Annotated in this window: 18 protein-coding genes and 2 pseudogenes; 6 read left to right on the top strand and 14 right to left on the bottom strand. The window is 49.2% G+C overall.

The genetic code is table 11. The features are described 5' to 3' along the window. A pseudogene (locus H6F76_RS30040) lies at nt 1–188 on the top strand (hypothetical protein); the annotation flags it as partial. A 51-nt stretch (nt 189–239) separates the two neighbouring features. On the opposite strand, the gene H6F76_RS22495 reads toward H6F76_RS30040, so the two are convergent. The 9 genes from H6F76_RS22495 to H6F76_RS22455 all read right to left on the bottom strand — a co-directional run bounded on the left by H6F76_RS22495 (nt 240) and on the right by H6F76_RS22455 (nt 10,280). Further along, nucleotides 240–731, bottom strand: coding sequence for a thioesterase family protein (locus H6F76_RS22495; protein WP_190511641.1), 492 nt, complete (start codon nt 729–731; stop codon nt 240–242). A 336-nt stretch (nt 732–1,067) separates the two neighbouring features. Beyond that, nucleotides 1,068–1,988: a cyclopropane-fatty-acyl-phospholipid synthase family protein gene (locus tag H6F76_RS22490; protein ID WP_190511639.1), complete on the bottom strand. Its 921-nt coding sequence runs from the start codon at nt 1,986–1,988 to the stop codon at nt 1,068–1,070. A 74-nt stretch (nt 1,989–2,062) separates the two neighbouring features. Beyond that, nucleotides 2,063–2,404, bottom strand: a complete 342-nt coding sequence (locus H6F76_RS22485) for an acyl carrier protein (RefSeq protein ID WP_199305190.1) — start codon at nt 2,402–2,404, stop codon at nt 2,063–2,065. 124 nt (nt 2,405–2,528) lie between these two features. Then, on the bottom strand, nt 2,529–3,509 hold the full coding sequence (locus H6F76_RS22480; protein WP_190448448.1) for an acyl-CoA desaturase: 981 nt from the start codon (nt 3,507–3,509) through the stop codon (nt 2,529–2,531). 78 nt (nt 3,510–3,587) lie between these two features. After that, entirely contained in the window at nt 3,588–4,913 is a 1,326-nt protein-coding gene (locus H6F76_RS22475) for an FAD-dependent oxidoreductase (RefSeq protein ID WP_190448447.1), read from the bottom strand. Between the two features lie 48 nt (nt 4,914–4,961). Continuing rightward, the gene (locus H6F76_RS22470) at nt 4,962–6,821 is read right to left on the bottom strand and encodes a fatty acyl-AMP ligase (RefSeq protein WP_190448446.1); all 1,860 of its coding nucleotides are present in this window, start codon (nt 6,819–6,821) and stop codon (nt 4,962–4,964) included. 1,588 nt (nt 6,822–8,409) lie between these two features. Next, nucleotides 8,410–8,751 (bottom strand): DUF2004 domain-containing protein, encoded by a 342-nt coding sequence (locus H6F76_RS22465; protein WP_190448445.1) that lies wholly within the window; start codon nt 8,749–8,751, stop codon nt 8,410–8,412. Nucleotides 8,752–8,867: 116 nt separating this feature from the next. Beyond that, entirely contained in the window at nt 8,868–9,482 is a 615-nt protein-coding gene (locus H6F76_RS22460) for an antibiotic biosynthesis monooxygenase (protein WP_190511637.1), read from the bottom strand. 177 nt (nt 9,483–9,659) lie between these two features. Then, entirely contained in the window at nt 9,660–10,280 is a 621-nt protein-coding gene (locus H6F76_RS22455; RefSeq protein ID WP_190448443.1) for an antibiotic biosynthesis monooxygenase, read from the bottom strand. Nucleotides 10,281–10,751: 471 nt separating this feature from the next. Here H6F76_RS22455 and H6F76_RS22450 point away from each other — a divergent pair, with 471 nt between their 5' ends. The 3 genes and pseudogenes from H6F76_RS22450 (at nt 10,752) to H6F76_RS30670 (ending at nt 13,878) form a co-directional block, all read left to right on the top strand. Beyond that, the gene (locus tag H6F76_RS22450) at nt 10,752–11,096 is read left to right on the top strand and encodes a hypothetical protein (protein ID WP_190448441.1); all 345 of its coding nucleotides are present in this window, start codon (nt 10,752–10,754) and stop codon (nt 11,094–11,096) included. 202 nt (nt 11,097–11,298) lie between these two features. Next, nucleotides 11,299–11,511, top strand: a complete 213-nt coding sequence (locus H6F76_RS22445; RefSeq protein ID WP_190448440.1) for a hypothetical protein — start codon at nt 11,299–11,301, stop codon at nt 11,509–11,511. 120 nt (nt 11,512–11,631) lie between these two features. Further along, nucleotides 11,632–13,878: pseudogene (locus tag H6F76_RS30670) on the top strand (ATP-binding protein). A gap of 71 nt (nt 13,879–13,949) precedes the next feature. Here H6F76_RS30670 and H6F76_RS22435 read toward each other — a convergent pair. From H6F76_RS22435 to H6F76_RS22420, 4 genes are all read right to left on the bottom strand, one after another. Continuing rightward, nucleotides 13,950–14,783 carry a hypothetical protein gene (locus H6F76_RS22435; protein WP_190511634.1) on the bottom strand — a complete coding sequence of 278 codons (834 nt, stop codon included), beginning with the start codon at nt 14,781–14,783 and terminating at the stop codon, nt 13,950–13,952. Between the two features lie 92 nt (nt 14,784–14,875). Continuing rightward, entirely contained in the window at nt 14,876–15,196 is a 321-nt protein-coding gene (locus tag H6F76_RS22430) for a hypothetical protein (RefSeq protein ID WP_190452692.1), read from the bottom strand. A gap of 241 nt (nt 15,197–15,437) precedes the next feature. Then, complete coding sequence (locus tag H6F76_RS22425) at nt 15,438–15,893, bottom strand: response regulator (protein WP_190452694.1); 456 nt, start codon at nt 15,891–15,893, stop codon at nt 15,438–15,440. Nucleotides 15,894–16,058: 165 nt separating this feature from the next. Next, a complete protein-coding gene (locus H6F76_RS22420; RefSeq protein WP_277881268.1) occupies nt 16,059–16,301 on the bottom strand; it encodes a response regulator in 243 nt (80 codons plus the stop codon). A gap of 468 nt (nt 16,302–16,769) precedes the next feature. Between H6F76_RS22420 and H6F76_RS22415 the strand changes: the two genes are divergently transcribed. Beyond that, nucleotides 16,770–19,589 (top strand): PAS domain S-box protein, encoded by a 2,820-nt coding sequence (locus H6F76_RS22415; RefSeq protein ID WP_190511632.1) that lies wholly within the window; start codon nt 16,770–16,772, stop codon nt 19,587–19,589. Between the two features lie 96 nt (nt 19,590–19,685). Here H6F76_RS22415 and H6F76_RS22410 read toward each other — a convergent pair whose 3' ends face one another. Beyond that, complete coding sequence (locus H6F76_RS22410; protein ID WP_190511631.1) at nt 19,686–20,315, bottom strand: hypothetical protein; 630 nt, start codon at nt 20,313–20,315, stop codon at nt 19,686–19,688. On the opposite strand from H6F76_RS22410, the gene H6F76_RS22405 reads away from it, so the two are divergent. Then, nucleotides 20,316–20,936 (top strand): hypothetical protein, encoded by a 621-nt coding sequence (locus H6F76_RS22405; RefSeq protein WP_190511628.1) that lies wholly within the window; start codon nt 20,316–20,318, stop codon nt 20,934–20,936. The last annotated feature ends 192 nt before the right edge of the window (nt 20,937–21,128 follow it).

The raw sequence follows: 21,128 nt of genomic DNA, 5'->3' as shown, positions 1-21,128 counted from the left end.
TAACAGGTATGCATGACAAGCACCAGATCACTGAGGAGCCGTGTGAGGTTAACACTTCAAGCACGGTTCTGGAGACCAGCGGGGTGGGTGACTGCTCCGCTGAGTTTAACCCCATGATTGGTCTAGCGGCAGGAAGAAAGCCAAAACAATACAAAATCAAGCTTTTAAGAACATCAACCTTCCCCTAAACAATCAATAGTGGGACGGTTCAGCGGACCACGTACCCATTAGGACGAATACTAGAAGCTAGGATCAGCAGGCTTTCCAGCCTTAGCGACCAAAATTTCTCCATTACTCAACAAAGGCGATACATCGTACTCTTGATACTTTTCTCGTAATTCTTTTGGTACACGGATAGGTTTACCATTTTGTAGATTGACGAAAATACCTGTTTGTTCACCGAGAGCAGCTACTTTACCATTAACCAATATCACTGCATTAACAGTCCAGCGCAGTGAGTCTATTGCCTTAATCCACATCCTGCCACAAGGAGTATCAGGAATTCTAATGGCCTGTTTATAGTCAACTCGTGTTTGCACAATAATAGGGGCAATTCCATTCTTAATTTGTTCGTTTAAGGGGAAATGAAGCGCTAACATTTCCAAGCGCATATCTTCTAACCACCGGATATAAACGATGTTGTTAACAATGCCCGCAAAGTCAATATCATAAGTTCTAACTGGTAAATTTATTTCAATTTCAAATGGTTGCTTCTGGAATTGTTCGCTCATATTTGCCTTCTAGTGAACTCTTAACTTCAAGAACGGAAATCTTGAGAAGAAATTACTATTTTGTGAAGCCGATTTATTCAATTGTGCACAAGCAAATAATTCTTGTTAGAACTGGCTATAGCCATCCTTCATAGAATGTAACCGGGGTGTAGGAGTGGAATTTCTACGTACTATGAACGCCTTATTCGCAAATACCTTTGAAAGCCACATATTAATATTTTATTCAAAGAATATTTTTGTCAAAACTACTTTTTTACATGGCTAGTTATTTTGTAGTTCCTAGATAGAGAATCGAAATAAGTCAATCTCTAGCAGATGTACTATAGAAATACGAGTTCAGCTTTGGGATGATTTATCGATACGACGGAGAGTAATGCGTAATAGATTCTGTGCTCCAGATGCGAAACCAAAAATAGAATGCTGCAAATACTGTTCGTAATCAATGACACGTTTCTCTCCAATTAAGCATACCGCTTCTGTCCGATTTGCCTTCAAACGTTTGAACCACGCCTTTAAGGTTCGTACATAATCTTGTCGGTCATTGCGGATGGCTACAATCTCAAAAAGTGGTTCGATCGCCATCGCAATCTCAACGAATCGTGGTAAGTCGGATTCTGGGAAAATCTCATTGATAATGAGAGGCTTGATTTCTTTTGCACACATGCTGCCATAAGCAATAGTTTGTAGCGTTAAAAAGCCAGAAGGTTTTAGCCATTGGTGACAGCATTGAAAAAATTTATGGTAAGCATGAACTTTCTCGACCTGAGATAATCCTGGTTTAACAAATGCTTCAAAAGCTTCAATCGAGATAATAGAATCGTAGAGTTCGTTTGGACAATGATTAAACCAGTTTTCTAATCTGGCTTGAATTCCAGTATGCTGAAATGACTCAATGTTATCTAGCTGCGCTTGACTTAAAGTTAAGCCCGTTACTTGCTTAACCCCATAGATCTCAACTAGACGTTTGAGCATAGCTCCCCATCCGCAGCCAACTTCTAGAACGTGATTTGCGCCCTTGGCTTGTGCTTGTTTGACAAAATAATCTAATTTTCTGACTTGAGCAGATTCCAAAGATTCAAAACTTTCGTGTTCTGACCACAATGCACAACTATAGCTTATGGTTCTATCCAGCCAGAGTTTATAAAAGTCATTACTAACATCATAGTGATGCTGAATAGCCCAATCTGACGCTCCTTGGTAATCAAGGATGTCTAGGGAAGCAGATGTATCTAATGTCGATTTGTGGGTAAGGTTCATGAAAGACCGCTCCAATGATAAGAAGTATAGATGTCAGAGTTTGAGAAACTGGTTTCTCCCATTGCATAGGTCAGTTAGCGCTTTGCTAAATACTGCGAGATTGATGCAATAGTCGGATAATCATGAGTGATTGTTGGATCTACTTCATGTCCCAGCCAATCCTCTAATTCACTAGTCATTCCCACTGCTGCTAGTGAATCTAAACCATACCTCTCTAGGTTGGAAGTAATATCTAATTCCGTAGAATCAATTCCTAGAGATGTTGAGAGATATGAGATCAACCAATTCTGAATCTCTTTTTCTGTTCTTGAACTCTTCTGCATTGTTTCTAATTGTAAATTATCGAAATGAGCATTAAGGCGATTTCTCCAAAAGAAGAGACCCGATAGTAGGGACAGGTTTAGCCAGAATTGCATGGTGAAGCCTGCAAGATATCTACAGAATCTACCCCTACAGGTATTTTTTTTCTAGAAATCTCCTAACCTCAATCATTGACGCGTTTTCCATTGTCAATTTTTCCTACTCATTCTTGCTCCTAAATCAATTAATAACTGATTTAGATTGTACCCATGCACTTCGATTTTCAATCATCTGCTTCGTTGATTTTTTAACATCCCATGCTAGGTTTAGGAACTCTAACGTTCGAATTACATATCCACCCCAATCGATCTGCCACCATTTCATACCAAAGAAAGCTGAACTATTAAAAGCATGATGGTTGTTATGCCAAGACTCGCCTAATGTTGGAATTGCCAACCATAAATTGTTGGTACTTCTTTCATTCGTTTGAAAGGGCCGCTCACCATAGATATGCATAATAGAGTTCACACTCCAAATTGCATGTTCAACAAAAAATAGCCGCACCAGTCCGCCCCACAAAAAACCAAGAAAAGCTCCTGAAAATGACTGATATATGAAACCTCCAATGACTGTTGGAAATACTAGTCCTAAGCAGAACCAGACAAAATACAATTGACTAACTTTGAAAAGGATTTTGTCTCTTAATAGTTCTGGTGCATAGTAAAGGGGATTTGGAATTTCATGGTCGAACATCCAAAGAATATGGGCATAGGCTAATCCCCTAAATATCTTAAGATTAGATGCCTCTTGCTGGTGAGGGGAATGGGGATCGCCCAATTGGTCACTACATTCGTGGTGACGACGGTGCAATGCTACCCAGTAAATTAGTGGCCCCTGACCAGCCATTGATCCTAGTATTACCAAAATTACTTGGATGACCTTGCTTGTCTTGAACGATCTATGGGTAAATAGTCGATGAAATCCAACCGTAATACCAGTTCCGCTGGCAATCCACATTGTTAAGAAAAGGCTGATTTCGGTGATGCTTATTCTGTATTTTCCAAGCAATGAAACTGCGATAATGGTTCCTAATAAAGGTAGCAAAGTAATCAAAAATGCGTGAAACTGTTGACTCTTTTTTAAGGCGCTTTTTTGGATCACCTTCTTGGAGGAATGAGTAGTTGCTTCAGACGAATGATTACCTGGAGAATTGTTAGACATGGCGGGAGTGTTTGTAAGGTTTTGGCAATGAATTCTACTCTGATCTAAAATCAGATCAACTCCGTTGAGGAACCGCAACTAAAGTGAAATGTCAAATTGATTAGCTACTGCAACGCCCGATTTAATAGCATCTTCATGAAAACCGTAGCCTAGATAGCTTCCACAAAAAAATGTTCTACGGGTACCATTTAGTTGAATTAACCCTTTCTGAGTGTTGACTGCTTCAAAAGTGTAAACGGGATGAGTGAAATCAACTTGGTGCAAAATAGCCTTCTCAGGAATTTCTTGACGACGATTCAAGGTGACAAAGTATTGATTCTGAGTATGTCTATGATTTTGTATTCGATTCAAGTGGTACGTTACGGAGTAAAAATCCAAATTATTTTCTAGTTCTTGAGTATAATTCCAAGAGGCCCATGCTTCTTTATGGGAAGGCATAACAGAGATATCAGTATGAACTATAGTTCGGTTCAATTGATATTTCCACGTTCCCAATAAGCAAATCTCTTCCTCAGACGGATCACTAAGCAGATTGAGAACCTGATCTGCATGAACTCCAAACACAACATAGTCAAATTTATATGTATTACTATTCTCTTTTATATAGACACCATCTGATTCTCTAGAAATAGAATCAACCTGAGAGTTGGTTTTTACTCTTCCCTTAAATTTTCTGATAATAGTATTGATATAATTCCGACTACCACCCTTGATATATTGCCATTTTGGAATCTGATCTCTTGTTAACATGCCATGATTGTTCATGAAGTGCAAAAAAGTTGCTGCTGGAAAATCAGTAATTTGACTTGGCGCAGTGGACCAAATCGCTGAGGCGCTTGGAATAATATAGAGATTGATAAGGTCAGTGGAAAAACCTTCTGCTTCTAAATATTGCCCTAAAGTTAGGTTGGCTAAAATGCCGTCAGCAAGATCTTGAGATGCTTTACAACCAAACTTATAAATCTCCTTAATAATTTTAATGACTACTGGATCTAACTTCTGATCTTTAGTAGGCACCCCACCTATTCCATTGTTCAACCGAGAAGACTTACTTTTAGGGTTTGCATAAGCATATTCCAGTTTGCTTTCTTCAGAGTGATAGCTGAAGGACATGTCACTTTCCTCGATTTCAACATCACCTAATTGATGGATTAATCGGTGCATGGTTGGATAATTATGATCATTGAGAACCATAAAACCAATATCCAAAGGAGTTCCTGCGTCAGGACCTTGTTCAACAACTAAAGTATGTGCATGACCTCCAAGACGCTTATCCTTTTCAAAGATAGTCACGTTATGGTTTTGTTGCAGCAGATAAGCCGCAGTCAGTCCTGCTGCACCAGCACCGATGACAGCAATATTTAGACCTTTGGCATCCTTTGTTTCAAACGGCTTTGTGTTCATATGGCTAAATAAAAGCTACTTCCAAATTGTCGATCGCTGTACGAAAAACTAAACCAAACAATACATGTGGACAATGTTTAGAGTTTTTGCTAAAAATGCGCTTTTGCATGCATAACGTTGAACTTTGCCACTGGAGGTTTTAGGAATACTCCCAACCTGGATAAGCGCGATCGCATAGGGTTGGAGGTTATATTGTTGAGTAACTGCCTCGCGAATATCCCCTACCAATTGATTGAGAACTGTTAATAGATCTTTGCTTTGTTCATCACTTGGCGCTGTATTCTTCTGAAGAGAACTGAAATCTTGTTCGCATTTCTCATGAGCGCCCTGATTTACAGCTTGTTTGAAATTTCTACTGTAACGACGTTCAACTTCAGCTACGATAACTAATCGTTCTTCATTCTCTAACTCAATAGAAAATACTGCGCTAGCGTTGGAGCACAAACTTGAATGACTTTGCTCAACAGTTCTTTCAATGTCCTGGGGATAGTAGTTACTACCTCGGATAATAATGATATCCTTCAGTCGCCCGGTTACAAATAGCTCCCCATCTTGGATAAAGCCCAGATCGCCCGTTCGTAGATAAGGTCCCTTTCCAGAATTTATCAGATAAGCATTGAATGTTTCTTGTGTGTTTTCTGTTTGGTTCCAATAACCTTGTGCCACACTAGACCCCTGAACCCAAATTTCTCCAACTTCACTGTTGTCGCACTGAGTTAATTTGTTGGGGTGGACAATAACAATTTCTTGTTTAGACAGGGTTTGGCCACAACCTACCAGTTCTTGTGATTCACTATTACAGTTGATTGCTCGCTTGACCTGATTTTGTTCTAACGATATGCGGTCAAATGCTTTAATCACTGGTGCTGCTAATTTTGATCCGCCCGAAATGATGAGGGTTGCCTCTGCCATCCCATAACAAGGATAAAAAGATTCATGGCGGAAGCCGTAGGGTGCAAACTTTTCTGTGAATCTTCTCATACAATCAGATCTAATTGGCTCAGCACCATTAAAAGCAACTTCCCAAGAGCTTAAATCTAAGTCGCCTAAATCCTCAGTTTTAATTTTTTGGACGCATAGATCGTAGGCAAAGTTTGGCCCTCCACTCGTTGTTGCTTGGTGCTGCGATATTGCTCTTAACCAACGAATAGGACGTTGTAAAAATAGGAAAGGTGACATTAACACGACTGGAAACCCTCCGTAGAGAGGCGCTAAAATACCACCAATTAACCCCATATCATGATAGGGCGGTAACCAGATCACTCCTTTGCTATGGGTCGTGTGACCAAAGCAGTGATGTATCAATTTCAGGTTGTGCAGCAAATTCTGGTGAGATATCGTTACGCCCTTAGGAGCAGATGTCGATCCAGAAGTGTACTGTAAAAATGCTAATTCGTGTTTTGTCTCAGCTAACTTCTGATCTATATTTATACTCCTATCTTCAATATGATCAGTAGTTATCCATTTAAGCGTTCTTAAAGTGGGAAATTGCTCAAGTCTTCCATCCAGATTTGTTAGTGTAGAAGTTGTAGTCAATGCAACTTTTGGTTGTGAATCTATTAAAATTGATTCTAGTCGTTCCATTGAACGATTGGGACGAGGTACATACGCTGGAACAGCAATAATTCCTGCATACAAACAGCCGAAAAAAGCTGCGATGTATTCAAGTCCAGGTTGGTATAGGAGTAAAGCTCTATCACCTGGCAAAACTTTCAATACAAGTTGAGCCGCGATCGCTTGAGCTTGTTGATCTAACTCTCGGTAGGTTAGATTCTCTGTCTGTTCGTTATTTAAAAAGGTATAGGCAACTTGATTAGCTTGATGAGATGCTCGAAATTTTAGTAGCTCAACTAAGTTCCCAAGCTGATTCAGTGAGAGTGAGTCACTTTTTATTGCTGTGATTGACATATTTTATGCTTAGGAATAGATGAAATGATCTGATTTAGCCCATTACTTGTACGAAGTACACCATCAGTGGAGGACCATTTATCTTACCTTTTCTCTATATTTCCCACTATCTAGTGAGATTTCTCACAAATAAAGAAAAAATATAATTTAAGAGGTAATGTCTTTTCAAGCGGATGAAGAAAGGCAGATTTGAATTGAGCTAATTGGATGATGTCTCTGATATCCGCCTTTGTTGAGTAATGGAGAAATTTTGGTCGCTAAAGCTGGAAAGTCTGCTGATCCTAGCTTCTAGTAATCGTCCTAATGGGTACGTGGTCCGCTGAACTGTCCCACTGTTGATTGTTTAGGGGAAGGTTGACGTTCTTAAAAGGGGTGATTGGAGGGTTGCTGTCATAGAATGCAATTAGGCTGAAACCTTTGCAGGGAAGGAGATTACGAATAGTTTGCCTGTACTAAGAGCTTCTAGCCGCTCTTTGGAAAGTACTAACGCTACAAAGCTACGCCTTGCACAGCTGTAATGGGGGCCTTAGTGAATCTTTTCCAAGAAAGTTTATCAATGGCTGCCTTTTGTGAAGGGAGTGCTGGCAGCGAGGCTATCACCAGGGACTATGAGGAGCAAGCGGCAGCTTGAAACAGCGTCAATTCGTTGCTTGAGCGCGGCAAGTTTGAGACCTACCAAAAGCATTAGCCCAAACAAACCAATCTAAATTGCTGTCTCTGTCATGGTTTCAGCCTCATTGCTCCTCCTAGCAGCGATGCTTCAATTACCCTTAAGTGGGCAGCACTGGTCGAATTGGCAGTATCCTTCCTTCTATTAGCGCTCTCGCATCTTCTGCAACATCGATGAACCTGACATTGTGCTAGATACCTATGTCCTATCTCTAAAAGACCGGTCTCACATGACGAACTCCCTAGAGATCGTTTGCTATTAAATTGTGCAGCCAAAGTATTACACACCCTTAGCCGTCAGCATTACTTAACCTGAGTTCGGGTTAAGCCGGAACCTGAAATCCTTACTGAAGCTGGCTTAAGCCAAGCAATCAGTCAGAAAGCCTCTCTCAATAAGACCTGCTACTGCAAGTATTTGCAATTGTGAGGCTTATTGACAGAAGTTTGACCTAAAGCGTGGTAGCAGGTCACGGAAAATCAGAGCTTCTAACGATTCCTTATCCCGAACTAACGTTAATTACTTAACGATTTCATTATGGGCAGCCTGCCAATCTTCTGAGCGCGACTATGTTTTTGTGCCAGCCTAAGTAAGAGCAAGCTCCTAGAGGCGATCGCCTTGGATTAGTTGCATTCGGAGCAACCGTGCAAGTGCGCCAACGGTCTGGTTAGTTGCGGGTGGCAGCAGCAGGGCAGCTTTGAGGTCAACAGCTTACAGCTTTGCTCAAACTCAGTCTAGACAAAACTTCTAGGTCATCTGGCACCTTTTTACCTTGATGTCGGCTCAATTCCAAGTTGGGATCATGTCGCTACTGGAAGGCTCTTTCAGTCACATTCGTGGGCGCTGGCATGCTCAAACGAAAAGCAACCAAGGGTGTGTTGCTGGAGCCAGACTTGCATTGGCTAGTGAGGCGGCTGGCGATCAGCTCTCCAAGGAGATGTCCTCACCTTCCCCGTCCTCATCAAAACGAACGGATAGCAAGCAGTCCGTTGCCTCGGCGGGAAGGGTGAAGTCGAACGTATTGATGCTGCCCTCGTCCTCATCTCCCCAGTGCGAACAGAGTTTGAGTCCATCGACGACCTGCTTCACACTCGACCGAGGTGTCCCGGCATGTTTCTTCCAGTACGCCGCGTCGCGTTCCTCAAGCTGATGAGATGCGAAAAGCGAGACGCCGGAATTGCCGTTACCGTCGTCGAACAACCGTTTGATGGCAGCCAAAGCGAGCGCCGTCCGGCGCTCGCTCTCCTTCTTGACTTTGCTCATGGTGAAGTCGCCTAACGTTCCCCATTGCCTGCTGCAGCTAACCTCGAACTCTCATCACTAGCCTCTCGGCGGTTGGTATGCGTTGAGGTAGTTCGGCGGCGGTTTACCTTGTCTGTTCAAGTTGTAAACACAACTTCATGTAAGGTCTTCTGATACTCGTTATTTGCTAGAGCAAGCATCTCGCCAAAGAGCGGTGCAAAGGGACGGTTGGCATCCATCGCGGCGTATGCTTCCAGCGATTGCCAATGCCCAAAATTAATACAACGCCAGCCGTCTAAGCTGCGATGAGCGTGAGTCGAAAGCAACCCTGCTTGCCCTGACACCATGACTAACGCCTCACGAAATAACTCGATGAAGCGAGTCTGATTTTCCGGTTGCTTCATCTTAAAGATGCCGAAGTTGATCAGTCCATCCATGCCGGACGAGAGGTGCAATGCGCTCGCTTCTGGTGCTTCAGCAAAAATCTCATACAGATGAACATCAGGAACAGCAACATCTGTGAAGGGGTGAGTCGCGACATAAGCATCTTGCTGCGCCCATTGCGTATAGCTTGTGACTCTTAACCCATCACGACTACGCAACACTGTGCCAGAGACAAAGCCTGGCTTCTGCCTCAGAACAGCTTCAATGTTCTGCACTGCCTTTTCGACTAAGTTTGCTTGTTGGTCAGGCTCTACTGGAAAGATGACAAATTCAGCTAAGAAGCCATTCGCTTTACTCACAATTGGCATCTTAAACCTCCAAGGCTGCTGTTTTCACGAAGCATTCTGACATAATAAAGACAAAAAGCAATCACGTTCAACGATACCTTAACTAGCCATGTAAGCCGCATGCGTGCCGGTTAAGTGGCTGCAAGTAACCTTTGCTACAACAGCGACCACCTTTGCCCGTCCGCTCCGATCAGCTCGTTAGCCGGCTGTTTCTACATGTACGACATGGTACAAATGAAACTCATTGCGTGCCAATCCTTCCCAGTAGGGCTTGTCTGGATTAAAACCCGGTTGCTTCAAAATCGCCTCAAACGCCGCTTGACTCTCCCATTGGCCGTAATTGAACATGCGGGTGCCATCCAAACTGCGATGAAAACTCGCTGAGAGCAGTCCTGGTGAATGGCTCATGGCTCGGTCGAGTTCCGTCGTTGTCCGCTGCACCATTTCTGGTTGATTCGAAGCCAGCATGCGAAACTCTGCGAGATGCGTCAGCCGATCACCGGCAACAATCGTCACTGCTGCCGCGATTGCTTTGCTGGCCGACACCTCTAACTGCAACGAGTCCGGCGGAAAAAACTCGTCGAACACTACGGGACGCTGCAAACTGCGATGATCAAACTTGGGTTGCCATTGGCTGTAAGTGAAGACTCGAACGCCATCTAAACTTTGATGGACACTGGCTGAGACAAAGTAGGGGTTGGACTGCCAGGCTTTGCTTTGCTCCTTGATCGCCTCCACTAAGCCGGCTTGATGCCGCTCTGCAACTGTATACAAATCCAGCCCGACGCTCGCAGTGTTTGACCGATCAATCTGCACCATTAGCTCCTCTCAGTCTTTGTGGGTTTGCTTGTTCTGACTTGATGTTAAACACCAACCGCTAACTTGACCACCACTGCCAACCTAACGAAAGGAAGCAGGTTAACACTCTGCTTCACTCACCGCTAGTCACCTTTCGTTCTCAACCAACCAGCTCGATATGGTCCGCGTGCAAGCGGAGTGTGATGCCGTTGCTGCCACAGGACGACTCATCACATACACTGCATGGATATTATTGCTAAACTGCTGCAGTTCGGTCTTACGGATAGGGGTTGTGCCAGTGCTGGACTCGCTCAGCACTGGCACAACCAGCGGAGCGTTAGCCACGCTGCACCAGAGGCACCGCAGTACCAACACAGGCACTAGTGATCGGCACATTCACTAGGTGAACTTGAGCCATCTCGCTGACTGACAGACAAAGGCGGCGGGCACTCTAGAGAGAGTGACCTTGTACAAAGTGGTGTCAATTCTACAATGTCAGATTTTTCCGACGAGCAACTGCAAGTGATTTGTGAAGCCGCCGAGGTAATTGCTTGCGAATGTCCGGCGCACCTGGTCGATTTGTTTCGCCGCGTCCGCCAGTTTCGCCGCTACACCCAGGAAGATTGCTTGGTGTTAGTGCCAGAAGCCGCCACGACGCACCATTGGTTAAGTGACCAGCTGCGACCGCTGGAAGCGGCGCTTGCTCAGGTGCTCACGGAATTTCTGCAGCGCGAGCAGCTGTTGGACGAACAGCAACAGGTTGATTTAGTGAAACTGGCACAACGCAATCGCGAGGCGGCACTGCGCCATCAGGCAGCCCAGTCCCAGTCTGAGTGAAACGCGCACCTCAAGCGGCGGCAGTGCCGGTCTCTGACCGCCGTACACCTGAATTTAAGGTCATCGTAGCCGGTACGCATGGTCACACTTGCGATCACTAAGAGCGATCGTAAGTGTGCAGACCACCAAGTGACTAAGGTTTCAAGTCGGTGTCGCCTCCCCCGCTTTAGGCAAGCAAGGGGCGCTGGGCACGCTGACGTTTGTGGTACCGATCGCTATCGTTAGTGGTCGTCAGTACTTCGTTGCGGGTGGCGGTAACGGTAGCGCGATTGATGCACTGGAAGCCTCGTCTTACTACCCATTAAACGGGCGTCTGGCGCTCGTGCCTGCTTGCGATGCCAGCTTCAACGTCAACAACTTTGACCGCACGCCCAAGCTTAACGTTGGTAACCGACGGGCGTCGTGCCATTTCTAGCGGCGGTGTCAGAGGGGTGATTCAGCAAAACGGCTGTGCAGGGTCAGCAAGACGACTGAGCGGACCAAAAGCGAAGCGGGCACCCTAAAGTTAGTTACTCTTTATACAAAAAAATATTTTATGAAGGCGCTCCCCTTTCACAAGTTGCAAGGACTGCCGCTGCAATTTGTGCTCATCGTACCGTTCGTGCTGCAAATCTTTGGGGCAGTGGGGTTGGTGGGCTACCTCTCGCTCCGCAATGGACAGCAAGCGGTCAACGAGCTAGCAGACCAATTGATGGCACGCACGAGCCGTTCGGTGGATCAACATTTAACGTCTTATTTGTCGCTTCCCCATAAGTTGAACCAGATGAACGCCGATGCTGTGCGGCTAGGTTTGCTGAACGTGCGTGATCGCCAGACGGTTAGCAAGTATTTTTGGCATCAGATGCAAGCCTATGACCTTACCTATATCGGCTTTGGCTTGAGTACAGGCGAAGGCGGCGGTGCTGGACGCTACGATGGCAAAAACCTCGTCATTGATGACTGGGATGGCAAGCCACCTTATCAGGCGACCAGCTATGCGACCGATCCGCAGGGGCACCGTACCCAGATTGCGGCGACCTTTACCTGGAACCACCTCACCGAACCCTGGTACACCGAGACCGCGAAAGCACAAAAGCCTCTCTGGTCACGTATTTATACCCTCAACTATCCCAATCATCCTTATATTGCGGCCTCAGCCGGTCGCCCCCTTTACGATGCGCAGCAGCGCTTCCTAGGCACGCTGGCCATCGATATCCATCTGCTGAAGCTGAGTGAGTTCTTAAAAAAATTAGAAGTCAGTGCCTCTGGGCACGTGTTTATCGTGGAGCGTAACGGCACCTTGATTGCCAATTCTGGCAAAGCCCCACCCTTCAAAGTGGTTAAAGATGAGATTCAGCGGTTAAACGCGAGCGACAGCACCGACGCTACCATCCAAGCCGTCGCCCAACAACTCCAGCAACGCTTCCACGGGTTTGGCACCCTGGCAAACGAAACACTGCAAATTGACTTGCAGGGCGAATCCCATTACGTGCGGGTGGCTCCCTGGCGTGACCCGTACGGCTTGGATTGGTTGGTCGTCGTCAGCGTCCCCGAAAGCGCTTTCATGTCCCAAATCAACGCCAACACGCGCACCACCCTACTCTTGTGTTTGGCCGCCCTGGCGGGTGCCACCCTGCTCGGCTTCTACACCTCACGCTGGATTACGCGCCCGATCCTCCGCCTCAGTGCTGCGACGCGGGCGATCGCCGCGGGCGACCTCGATCAGCGGGTCGAAGCTCAAGGTATTCAAGAACTCAGCAGTCTGTCTCTGTCGTTCAACGCCATGGCCGGTCAACTGCGCGACTCATTCCACGCCCTCGAGGCAAGCAACGCCAAGTTAGAGCACCGGGTGGACCAACGCACTCACGAACTCAGCCGCAACAATCGCCAACTCCAAACCACGCTCAAAGCGTTGCACCAGACGCAGACCCAAATGGTGCAGAGCGAGAAGATGTCGGCACTCGGTCAAATGGTGGCTGGCGTCGCCCATGAAATTAATAACCCCGTCAATTTCATTCATGGCAATTTGAACCATGTCGAGGAATATACACAGGAGCTAGTGGGTCTGCTGCAACGCTATTAGAGCGCTTACCCGCAGCCACTGCAGGACTTGCAGGCGGCCGTGGAGGACGCTGATTTGGCGTTTTTGCTCACGGATCTGGTCAAAATGTTGCAATCGATGAAGGTGGGGACAGAACGCATTCGCGAAATTGTGCTGTCGCTACGCAACTTCTCACGGTTGGATGAAGCGGAGTTTAAGGCAGTGGATATTCACGAGGGCATTGAGAATACGCTGGTGATTCTGCGGCACCGCTTCAAGGCACGAGCCGAACGACCCGAGATTCAGGTGGTGAAAGACTACGGTCCCTTACCGCTAGTGGAGTGTTATGCCGGACAGCTCAATCAAGTCTTTATGAACATTCTGAGTAATGCGATCGATGCGTTTGAGGAAGCGAATCAGGGGCAGTCCTTTGAGGCGCTCGTAGCAGAACCAAATACACTGTGGCTCCATACCGCTGTGGTCGGTCAAGACCGCGTGCAGATCACCATCGCGGATAATGGGTCGGGTATTACGGCCATAGCACAAGCGCACCTGTTCAATCCGTTCTTTACGACAAAAGCCATTGGCAAGGGCACTGGGTTAGGCTTATCGATTAGTTATCAAATCGTGACTGAAAAGCATGGGGGGCAGTTGTCTTGCCACTCCACACCGGGGCAGGGGGCGAAGTTTGTGATTGAAATTCCCATCCGTCAAGCCACTCCAGAACAGAGTCAGAGGCAGCCCTCTAGCAGTGCGCCGTGAGGAAAGACCGCAGGCGTTTAGGCCAGTCGCCGTGCCACTCGATTGAACGCTTGTCAGTCAGGCTCTCTCCACTACTGCGCTTCAAAGTCACTACAGCCTTCGCCATTACCATAAGGATGCATCCCACAGACCAGGAGCGTCCCGCCATAAGAGCGCCCATGCCGGTGGCGACAGCCTTGGCAGCGAGCCGGTTGTTTGACTGTTAGGCGCGACCGCTCCTGCCGCAGTTGCTCCAGTGCTTTAAGGCGCTCAAGTAGCAAACCAGCCCGCTCTAGCCGCCGCTCATACGCTGCCAACTCATGCCGATAGCGTCCAGTCGGCACCGCCAAGTGATACCGGACGCCACCACCCGCCTGTGCTTTCACTTCGCTGGCTTCAGGATGCAGGAGCACGGTGAAAGCGAGGTCGTCTTGCCACTGTCTCAACTCCAGCACTTCACCAAAGATGATGGCGCTGCCTTCCAAGCTTAAAGACCAGCGGTTAGCTTCGCGCACCTGGTCGTACGGCACCGTGAAGGTGAGCAGCACCCTGTCGTGATGGGGCTGAAAAGAGACCAGTGGGAACGTAAGCCCAGCGCCACCATCCACCTGGCAGTACCCACCCTGCTGCCCATCAACGTCCCAATGCTGCACATGGCGTTCGCTGCTCCTGGGTGCAGAGAATGAGCTGGACGTTTCGGCTGACTGTCGTACCGGGGCGACCCCTAGAAAGGCCTGCAGCGCGCGCAACAGCAGGTCCACATACTCGCGCAGTCGCTTTTGATGCCGACGCCGTAGTGCACCGGAGGGCTCTCTGTCGGAAACAGGTGTTGCCGTTGCTTGCTTCAGCGGCTGACGCTCGACCACAAGTCTCGCTCCAGCAGGCAGCCGTGCCGCTACCGCTTCGTCATCGCCTAACTTAGGCATACTCAGCCCTCGACGTTTGAAACCAGCCTATCATTTTAGTCCCAGCGCTCTCCTCTAAAAGCGCCCCCAGCCCTTCCCTGCCGTAAGGTGGGTTAATGGGGTCCGTGAGGTAGAAGTAACCCTGGTTGACCGCTCCAGGTGGCTTCCGCCCAAGTTTGAGGCAAGATGCTGTGTGGCAATGGTACTGGCTCCAGGCAGTAGCCTTCAAGCAGCAGGGCGCGCTCGTCCATGCCTGGCGGACGCTGAATCCGGCTGTGCGCAAACGTCAGCGGTTTGACTTTGAGCGGTGCCATGACTTTGATACGGTTGCTTTTCGGGATCGCCTGCCCCAATTCATCCTGGGTCAGTGCACCGGTCGGCACCGCAAACACCAGCACTGTATGCCAACCAAAGTTGGAGAAGGGAGTAGTCATACAGGAACGCTCTTACAGGAGGGCTGGCTGAAGGATTAATCTACTGCTGTAGTCTTCCCTCTTCGTGGTGCTGCCTTCAAGCGATCACACTTTCAAATCAGGCAACCACTTTGAGACAACAGGCTCCTTTTAACACGCACCGTTACCAGACCCTCAGGCAAGACAGAGCGTGATTGAGCACCGCTACTCAGCTTCTGTTTGACTGCAAAGCGTTGCCTTGCACGACTGCACCAAAGGCTTTTTAAGGGACAGCAGTGCTGTCCTCTGGCGCTTCTAGCCCTTGGCTGGGCTGAGCACTCTGCAGCAACTGCTTGAGCACCGCCAGCAGTAACGCTAGATCGACTGGCTTCGTGAGGTGTTCACTGAACCCAGCCTCTAAGGCTTGCTGACGGTCCGCTGCACTTGCCATCGCGGTCAAGGCTAGCACTGGCACTCGCCCCCCGGCAACCGGACTCAGCGCTCTTAGCCAGGCGATGAAGTCATAACCAGTAGTGCCGGGCAGCGCAAGATCACTTACGACTAGTTGCGGAGGCTGGGCTAAAAAACTGGTCTGAGCCGCTGCAACACTGTTTGTAGCGCTGACCACCGCACCCTCCAGCCTGAGTGCAAACGTGAGCAGCGCCAGGGAGTCTGGGTCATCATCCAGCACCAGTATGGGCACACCCTGTAAGTGATGCGACGGTGCCATTGCGGTCATGTACTCTCTGCTGATTGAAACGCTGCAAGCAGATTTTACCCTCTTTTTCTACCGCTAGGCAATGAGCTGCAAAATTGCTTCTACCAAGCGTTCTGGCTCGATGGGCTTGGCGAGCCAGTAGTCAAAACCAGCACTGCAAGCGGCAGCGGCACTGTACTCTCGGCTCTAAGACGTGACAGCAATCGCTGGTAGCTGACGGATACCCGTATTCGGTGCTTGACGCACTTGCTCGAGCCACTGTCTACCGTCTAGGTCTGGTAAGCGCAGATTGCAAACCAGGATCTGTGGGCACTGTTTGTTGAGCACTTGCAAGGCTTCGAGAGCAGTAGTCGTGACAGTAACGACGGCTCCTTTGGCTTCGAGTAAATCGGTCAGCAACACCGCGATAGCTGGCTCATCCTCTACCAGCAGTACTTGAATCTCCTTAAGTGGCTGAAGCCTAGCTACAGCGGCTTATTTTGACATCGCAAGAGACGAACACGGCACGCAAGTCAACTGACTGCCTTCTGCACCTCATGATCCGACTATGTAGGCTAGACGACCGTTCCTCTAAGAAGGCGGTCAGTGCTGGCACTAATTTTTTCTACTTCAGTAGAACTGATCAATGGTTGTTTACTCCGGTCTCATCTGCTCGATCAATCCTAGATGATCAGCCCTCCTAAGGCGTTAAGGTGTCTTGATCACTGCTCAAATGTCGTCCAAACGCTTATTTTGATGGAAGATTGATGACTAGAGTCCCTTCCTGGCGAAGGTGCTGGGAGCTGTGATATCGAATGGCCTAGAACGGTGTCAGCCCCTTATCTGTGCGCTTCTGGGGCGGGAGCCGTCTGACCACCTCCCGCTCTAGAAGCGCCGCACGTGATTGCAATGAAGAGGATGCCAAAGCTAACACGCTCTCAACTATCGCACTATAGCTTCGCTGGACTCAGCGTTTTGCTAGCAACCCTGCTGATGTTACTACTGGACCCTGTGCTAGCGATGACTCAGAGTCCTTTCCTGTTGTTCTTTGGTGCTGTGATGGTCAGCGCCTGGTCTGGGGGCTTCGGTCCGGGACTGTTTGCCACTGCTTTAGCCGGGCTCATTAGCACCTACTACTTTCTCCCACCCCTTTACTCCCTCTCGCTCAACTGGGTCAGTGGCTCGCGGCTGAGTTTATTTTTGCTAGAGGGCGTGCTCATCAGTGTCCTCGCTGATGCCCTGCGGGTAGCCAAGCAGCGCCTTGAGCGCACGTTGTCAAAGCTACGGAGCAGTGAAGCAGAATATCGGCAACTTGCTCTGCAGTCGCAGGAACAGGCAAAGACGTTAAAGGCAATTTTCGCCGCGTCCGTCGATCATATCTACGTTTTTGATCAAGCGGGACGCTATGGCTATGTCAGCGATGGTGGTGCTCAGGTACTCGGTTTTTCACCCGATGCTTTACTTGGCAAGACATGGCGAGACATTGGTTTACCAGCGGCGCTCATGGAGCCAGTGGATGCCCAGCGAGAGAAAGTGATGGCGACCGGGCGATCACTCAAAAGTGAAACTGATTTTCTGACAGACGAGGGGGTACGGTCCTACGAATATATTCTCACGCCGTTGAGTACAGACCCCTCAACCCAAGCTGTAGTAGTCATTTCTCGGGATATCACTGAACGCAAGCAAGCAGAAGTCGCACGTCACCAGGCGCTGCTGCGAGAGCAAGCGGCCCGAGCCGAAGCAGAGGTGCAGCGCAATCGTCTTTACTCGATCCTGGTGCAGGCTCCGGCTTCGATTTGTATCGATCGTGGTCCTGATCATCTCTTTGAGTTTGCCAATCCGCTCTTTTGTCAATTGGTGGGCAACCGAGCCTTGATCGGACGCACAGTGCGGGAAGCTTTCCCTGAGGTGGCGGGACAAGGGTTTTTTGAACGGCTCGATCAGGTGTTTGCCACCGGAGAACCGTTTGTCGGCAATGAAGTAGCGGCTCGCTTGGATCGACAGGGCAACGGCACGCTCGAGGAAGGGTTTTTCAACTTTGTCTACCAGCCGCTCTTCGATCTGAACGGTGCAGTCGAAGGGATTATCACCTTTGGCTTTGAGGTCACCACTCAAGTGGTGGCACGGCGGCAAGCCGAAGCGCTAGCGGCAGACTTAAGAACACAACAGCTGGCACTGCAGAAAAGCGAAGCCCGCTTCAGTCGCCTCGTAGAAGCCAACCTGATTGGGGTGCTTCTGGCCGGTCCTAACGGCACGATTTTGGAGGCGAATGATGCCTTCCTCAAAATGGTGGGTTATACCCGTGAAGACTTGCACAAGGGAGTCCTGAACTGGAGTGAGATGACACCACCAGAGTATGTTCAGCAAGACCAGCAGGTGTTACAAGCACTGGCGATCACCGGCAGCTGTACCCCCTTTGAGAAAGAATATTTTCGTAAAGATGGGAGTCGGCTACCAATTCTGTTAGGAGCGGCACGGCTTGAAAACGACGCACTCGCCTGGGTCTGTTTTGTGTTGGATCTCACGGAAAGTAAGCAGACTGAAGCCTTACTACGTCAACAAGCGGAGGCGTTAGCCCGCGCCAATCGGCTGAAAGATGAGTTTCTCGCAACCGTTTCCCATGAATTGCGGACACCCCTGAATGCGATGTTGGGCTGGGCCACCCTGCTGCGTGGCAAGCAACTCGATGAAGCCACGCAACAGCGAGCGCTTGAGACGATCGAGCGGAATGCCAGAGCGCAAAATCAATTGATTGATGACCTGTTAGATGTCTCGCGGATCATTACTGGCAAACTTCGCCTGGATGTGCGCCCTGTGGTGCTGGTTTCGGTGCTGGAGGCGGCGCTCGATTCGATTCGACCGGCTGCAGAAGCCAAGAGCCTTCGCCTGCAAAGTTTGTTAGACCCGGCTGCGGGACCCATTTCGGGCGATCCGGACCGTCTGCAGCAAGTGTTTTGGAATTTGTTGTCCAATGCCGTGAAGTTCACACCGAAAGGCGGTCGCATTCAGTTGCGCTTAGAGCGCATTAATTCACACGTGGAGATCACAGTCAGCGATACCGGACAGGGTATTAGCCCCGAGTTTCTACCCTATGTGTTCGAGCGCTTACAGCAAGCGGATAGTACCACCACTCGCACGCATGGTGGGTTGGGTCTGGGCTTAGCCATTGTGCGGCATTTAGTTGAACTCCATGGTGGACACGTGCAGGTCGCGAGTGCGGGGGAAGGACAAGGTACGACGTTCATGGTCACTTTACCTATTACAATCTTTCGCCCCGAACCAACCGCTCATGCACGTGTGCATCCGACCGTCAGCGATACGGTTCCTGTCCTCGATGCGCCCAGCTTGGCAGGGTTAAAGGTTTTGATTGTCGATGACGAAGCGGATGCCCGAGCACTCCTAGCCACACTCTTGAGGCAAAGTGGGGCAGCGGTCACCGTCGTGACATCCGCCAGGGAAGCGTTAGCTACCCTGACTCAAAGCACGTTAGAGCAAAGGCCGGACCTCTTAGTCAGTGACATTGGCATGCCAGAGGAAGATGGGTATATGTTGATGCGGCAAGTGCGCGCCTTAACGCCAGCACAGGGAGGCAAAATGCCAGCCATTGCCCTCACCGCTTATGCTCGTACAGAAGACCGTATCAAAGCCTTGGCGGCAGGCTTTCAAGCCCATGTCCCCAAGCCAGTGGAGCCAGCTGAATTTATTGCCGTCGTAGTCAACTTGAGTGAGCGTTTGTGAGGCGTTCAATGAGTCGTCGATGCGGGTGGCGAATCTGCTATAGGCAGGACGGCAAGAAGGTGACCAACGCTAAGCTGTCTGCTTTTTCGTTCCCACTTATCCTTGTAGTCTCCTTAGGGGAGCAATTGTCATACATGCGCCAGCAGCATTCGTTACTAAAACTAAGCCACGGCGGAACGACGGGCGCGATCCCAAAGAAGCGGCTTGTGGCAGCCAGCCAACCCAGTCATGTCCTGGGCTTTTCGTCGAGGGCAAGGGGCACGACAGCCATAAGCTTTGCCCCCAAAGCCAAACAGTGGGACCGCAGTTTCCAGCCTGCGTCAATGCCTGATTGCAACGGTTCTGACTTTGAGAGCCGCGCCCCGGTCGCTGCCGTTTTTCGCGCCTATCCTGGCGACCCATTTCGTTTAGAGGGTGATAGCACTGGCCTTCCCTGCGAGAGCCTCTGAAGGGGGATCGCAAGCCTGACTCAACCCTGGTGAAAATTGCTTCACGTACTCTCTTTTCCGGTTTCTGGTTGACCCCTTTATTGCCGCTTGGTTGCAGACCGATCAACCTTTTGGTTGTTACCTGGGAGCGGCGCTTTGACTTTGGGGTGATGTCAGCAGGCGGCACGATCCCTTGTAATACTGGAACGCGGCGGCACGCTTTCCTGATGGCGGCGCGCTCATGCACACCAACCGATGCCTTCACCTCAAGGCAGTCTGAGCCTCCCACTTGCTGCACATGGCTTCTCTTTCCTGGTACACACTCCTCTTCGCAACGCTCATCTTCCTGGGTGGCAGTGCCATTGGTGCCTTGGCGTACGCCTTCATTACGGCTTATCGGCAGCGCAAACCGAGAGTTGGGTGTCGGGTGGAGCGGGCGCCGCTGTTTGAAAGCCTCGGTGGCACCGCTTTGCCGCGCGCGCAGCTTGAACTTTCTGATGGTGAGCAGACTTACAGCTATGACCACTTGCAGCTAGCGCAGGTGCAAGTGCAGAATCAATCCAAGCAGGATTTTGACCACTTTGAGTTCGGCCTTACTCTATCAGCTCAGGATGTGGTCATTCAGCTCGAAGTCCAGACCGCAGATCGTCACCATCGTGTGACACAACTGGAGCCATCTACCTTTAGCCAGCCTCAAGCTCAGGTTGACTTAAGCTTGCAGCCGTTTAACCGAGACGATACTTACACCTTGCGCTTGTTAAGCATCACCGCTCAACCGAACCAACGCCTCGGTGAGATCACCTTTAGCTCCCCGGTGGCAGTGCGGTTTGTTGATATGCCCCTACTTGAAGAAACGCTTAAAGACAGTGTCAAGTCCACGACGATCTCGCTTGGACCCTTTAGCTTTTCTTTTGACTAATTTCCTGCCACGCCTGAGCACATCGTAGCTTTCAGCCTTCAGGCTGAGCATCAACGCTATGGTTGCGGTTGGGGTCCTCGCCTGAGGTGCAGCAGCATCCAGCGTAGGCTCTAAGCAGGCAAGACACGCTGGCTTCTGTCCTAGTTTTTTCACCGCATAGAGGCGGTTTGAGTCTCATCCACACCGAAAGTA

This window comes from Leptolyngbya sp. FACHB-321 (assembly GCF_014695975.1).
Taxonomy (GTDB): Bacteria; Cyanobacteriota; Cyanobacteriia; order Leptolyngbyales; family Leptolyngbyaceae; genus Stenomitos.
The sequence above is the reverse complement of the archived record's forward strand: the minus strand, read 5'-3'. Positions and strand labels throughout refer to the sequence as shown.

Coding starts and splice junctions, on each gene's coding strand:
- H6F76_RS22435 (WP_190511634.1), bottom strand. CDS start 14,783: ATGCCTAAGTTAGGCGATGACGAAGCGGTAGCGGCACGGCTGCCTGCT.
- H6F76_RS22460 (WP_190511637.1), bottom strand. CDS start 9,482: ATGCCAATTGTGAGTAAAGCGAATGGCTTCTTAGCTGAATTTGTCATC.
- H6F76_RS22415 (WP_190511632.1), top strand. CDS start 16,770: ATGCCAAAGCTAACACGCTCTCAACTATCGCACTATAGCTTCGCTGGA.
- H6F76_RS22485 (WP_199305190.1), bottom strand. CDS start 2,404: ATGCAATTCTGGCTAAACCTGTCCCTACTATCGGGTCTCTTCTTTTGG.
- H6F76_RS22405 (WP_190511628.1), top strand. CDS start 20,316: ATGGCTTCTCTTTCCTGGTACACACTCCTCTTCGCAACGCTCATCTTC.
- H6F76_RS22450 (WP_190448441.1), top strand. CDS start 10,752: ATGTCAGATTTTTCCGACGAGCAACTGCAAGTGATTTGTGAAGCCGCC.
- H6F76_RS22430 (WP_190452692.1), bottom strand. CDS start 15,196: ATGACTACTCCCTTCTCCAACTTTGGTTGGCATACAGTGCTGGTGTTT.
- H6F76_RS22455 (WP_190448443.1), bottom strand. CDS start 10,280: ATGGTGCAGATTGATCGGTCAAACACTGCGAGCGTCGGGCTGGATTTG.
- H6F76_RS22495 (WP_190511641.1), bottom strand. CDS start 731: ATGAGCGAACAATTCCAGAAGCAACCATTTGAAATTGAAATAAATTTA.
- H6F76_RS22425 (WP_190452694.1), bottom strand. CDS start 15,893: ATGACCGCAATGGCACCGTCGCATCACTTACAGGGTGTGCCCATACTG.
- H6F76_RS22490 (WP_190511639.1), bottom strand. CDS start 1,988: ATGAACCTTACCCACAAATCGACATTAGATACATCTGCTTCCCTAGAC.
- H6F76_RS22475 (WP_190448447.1), bottom strand. CDS start 4,913: ATGAACACAAAGCCGTTTGAAACAAAGGATGCCAAAGGTCTAAATATT.
- H6F76_RS22480 (WP_190448448.1), bottom strand. CDS start 3,509: ATGTCTAACAATTCTCCAGGTAATCATTCGTCTGAAGCAACTACTCAT.
- H6F76_RS22465 (WP_190448445.1), bottom strand. CDS start 8,751: ATGAGCAAAGTCAAGAAGGAGAGCGAGCGCCGGACGGCGCTCGCTTTG.
- H6F76_RS22470 (WP_190448446.1), bottom strand. CDS start 6,821: ATGTCAATCACAGCAATAAAAAGTGACTCACTCTCACTGAATCAGCTT.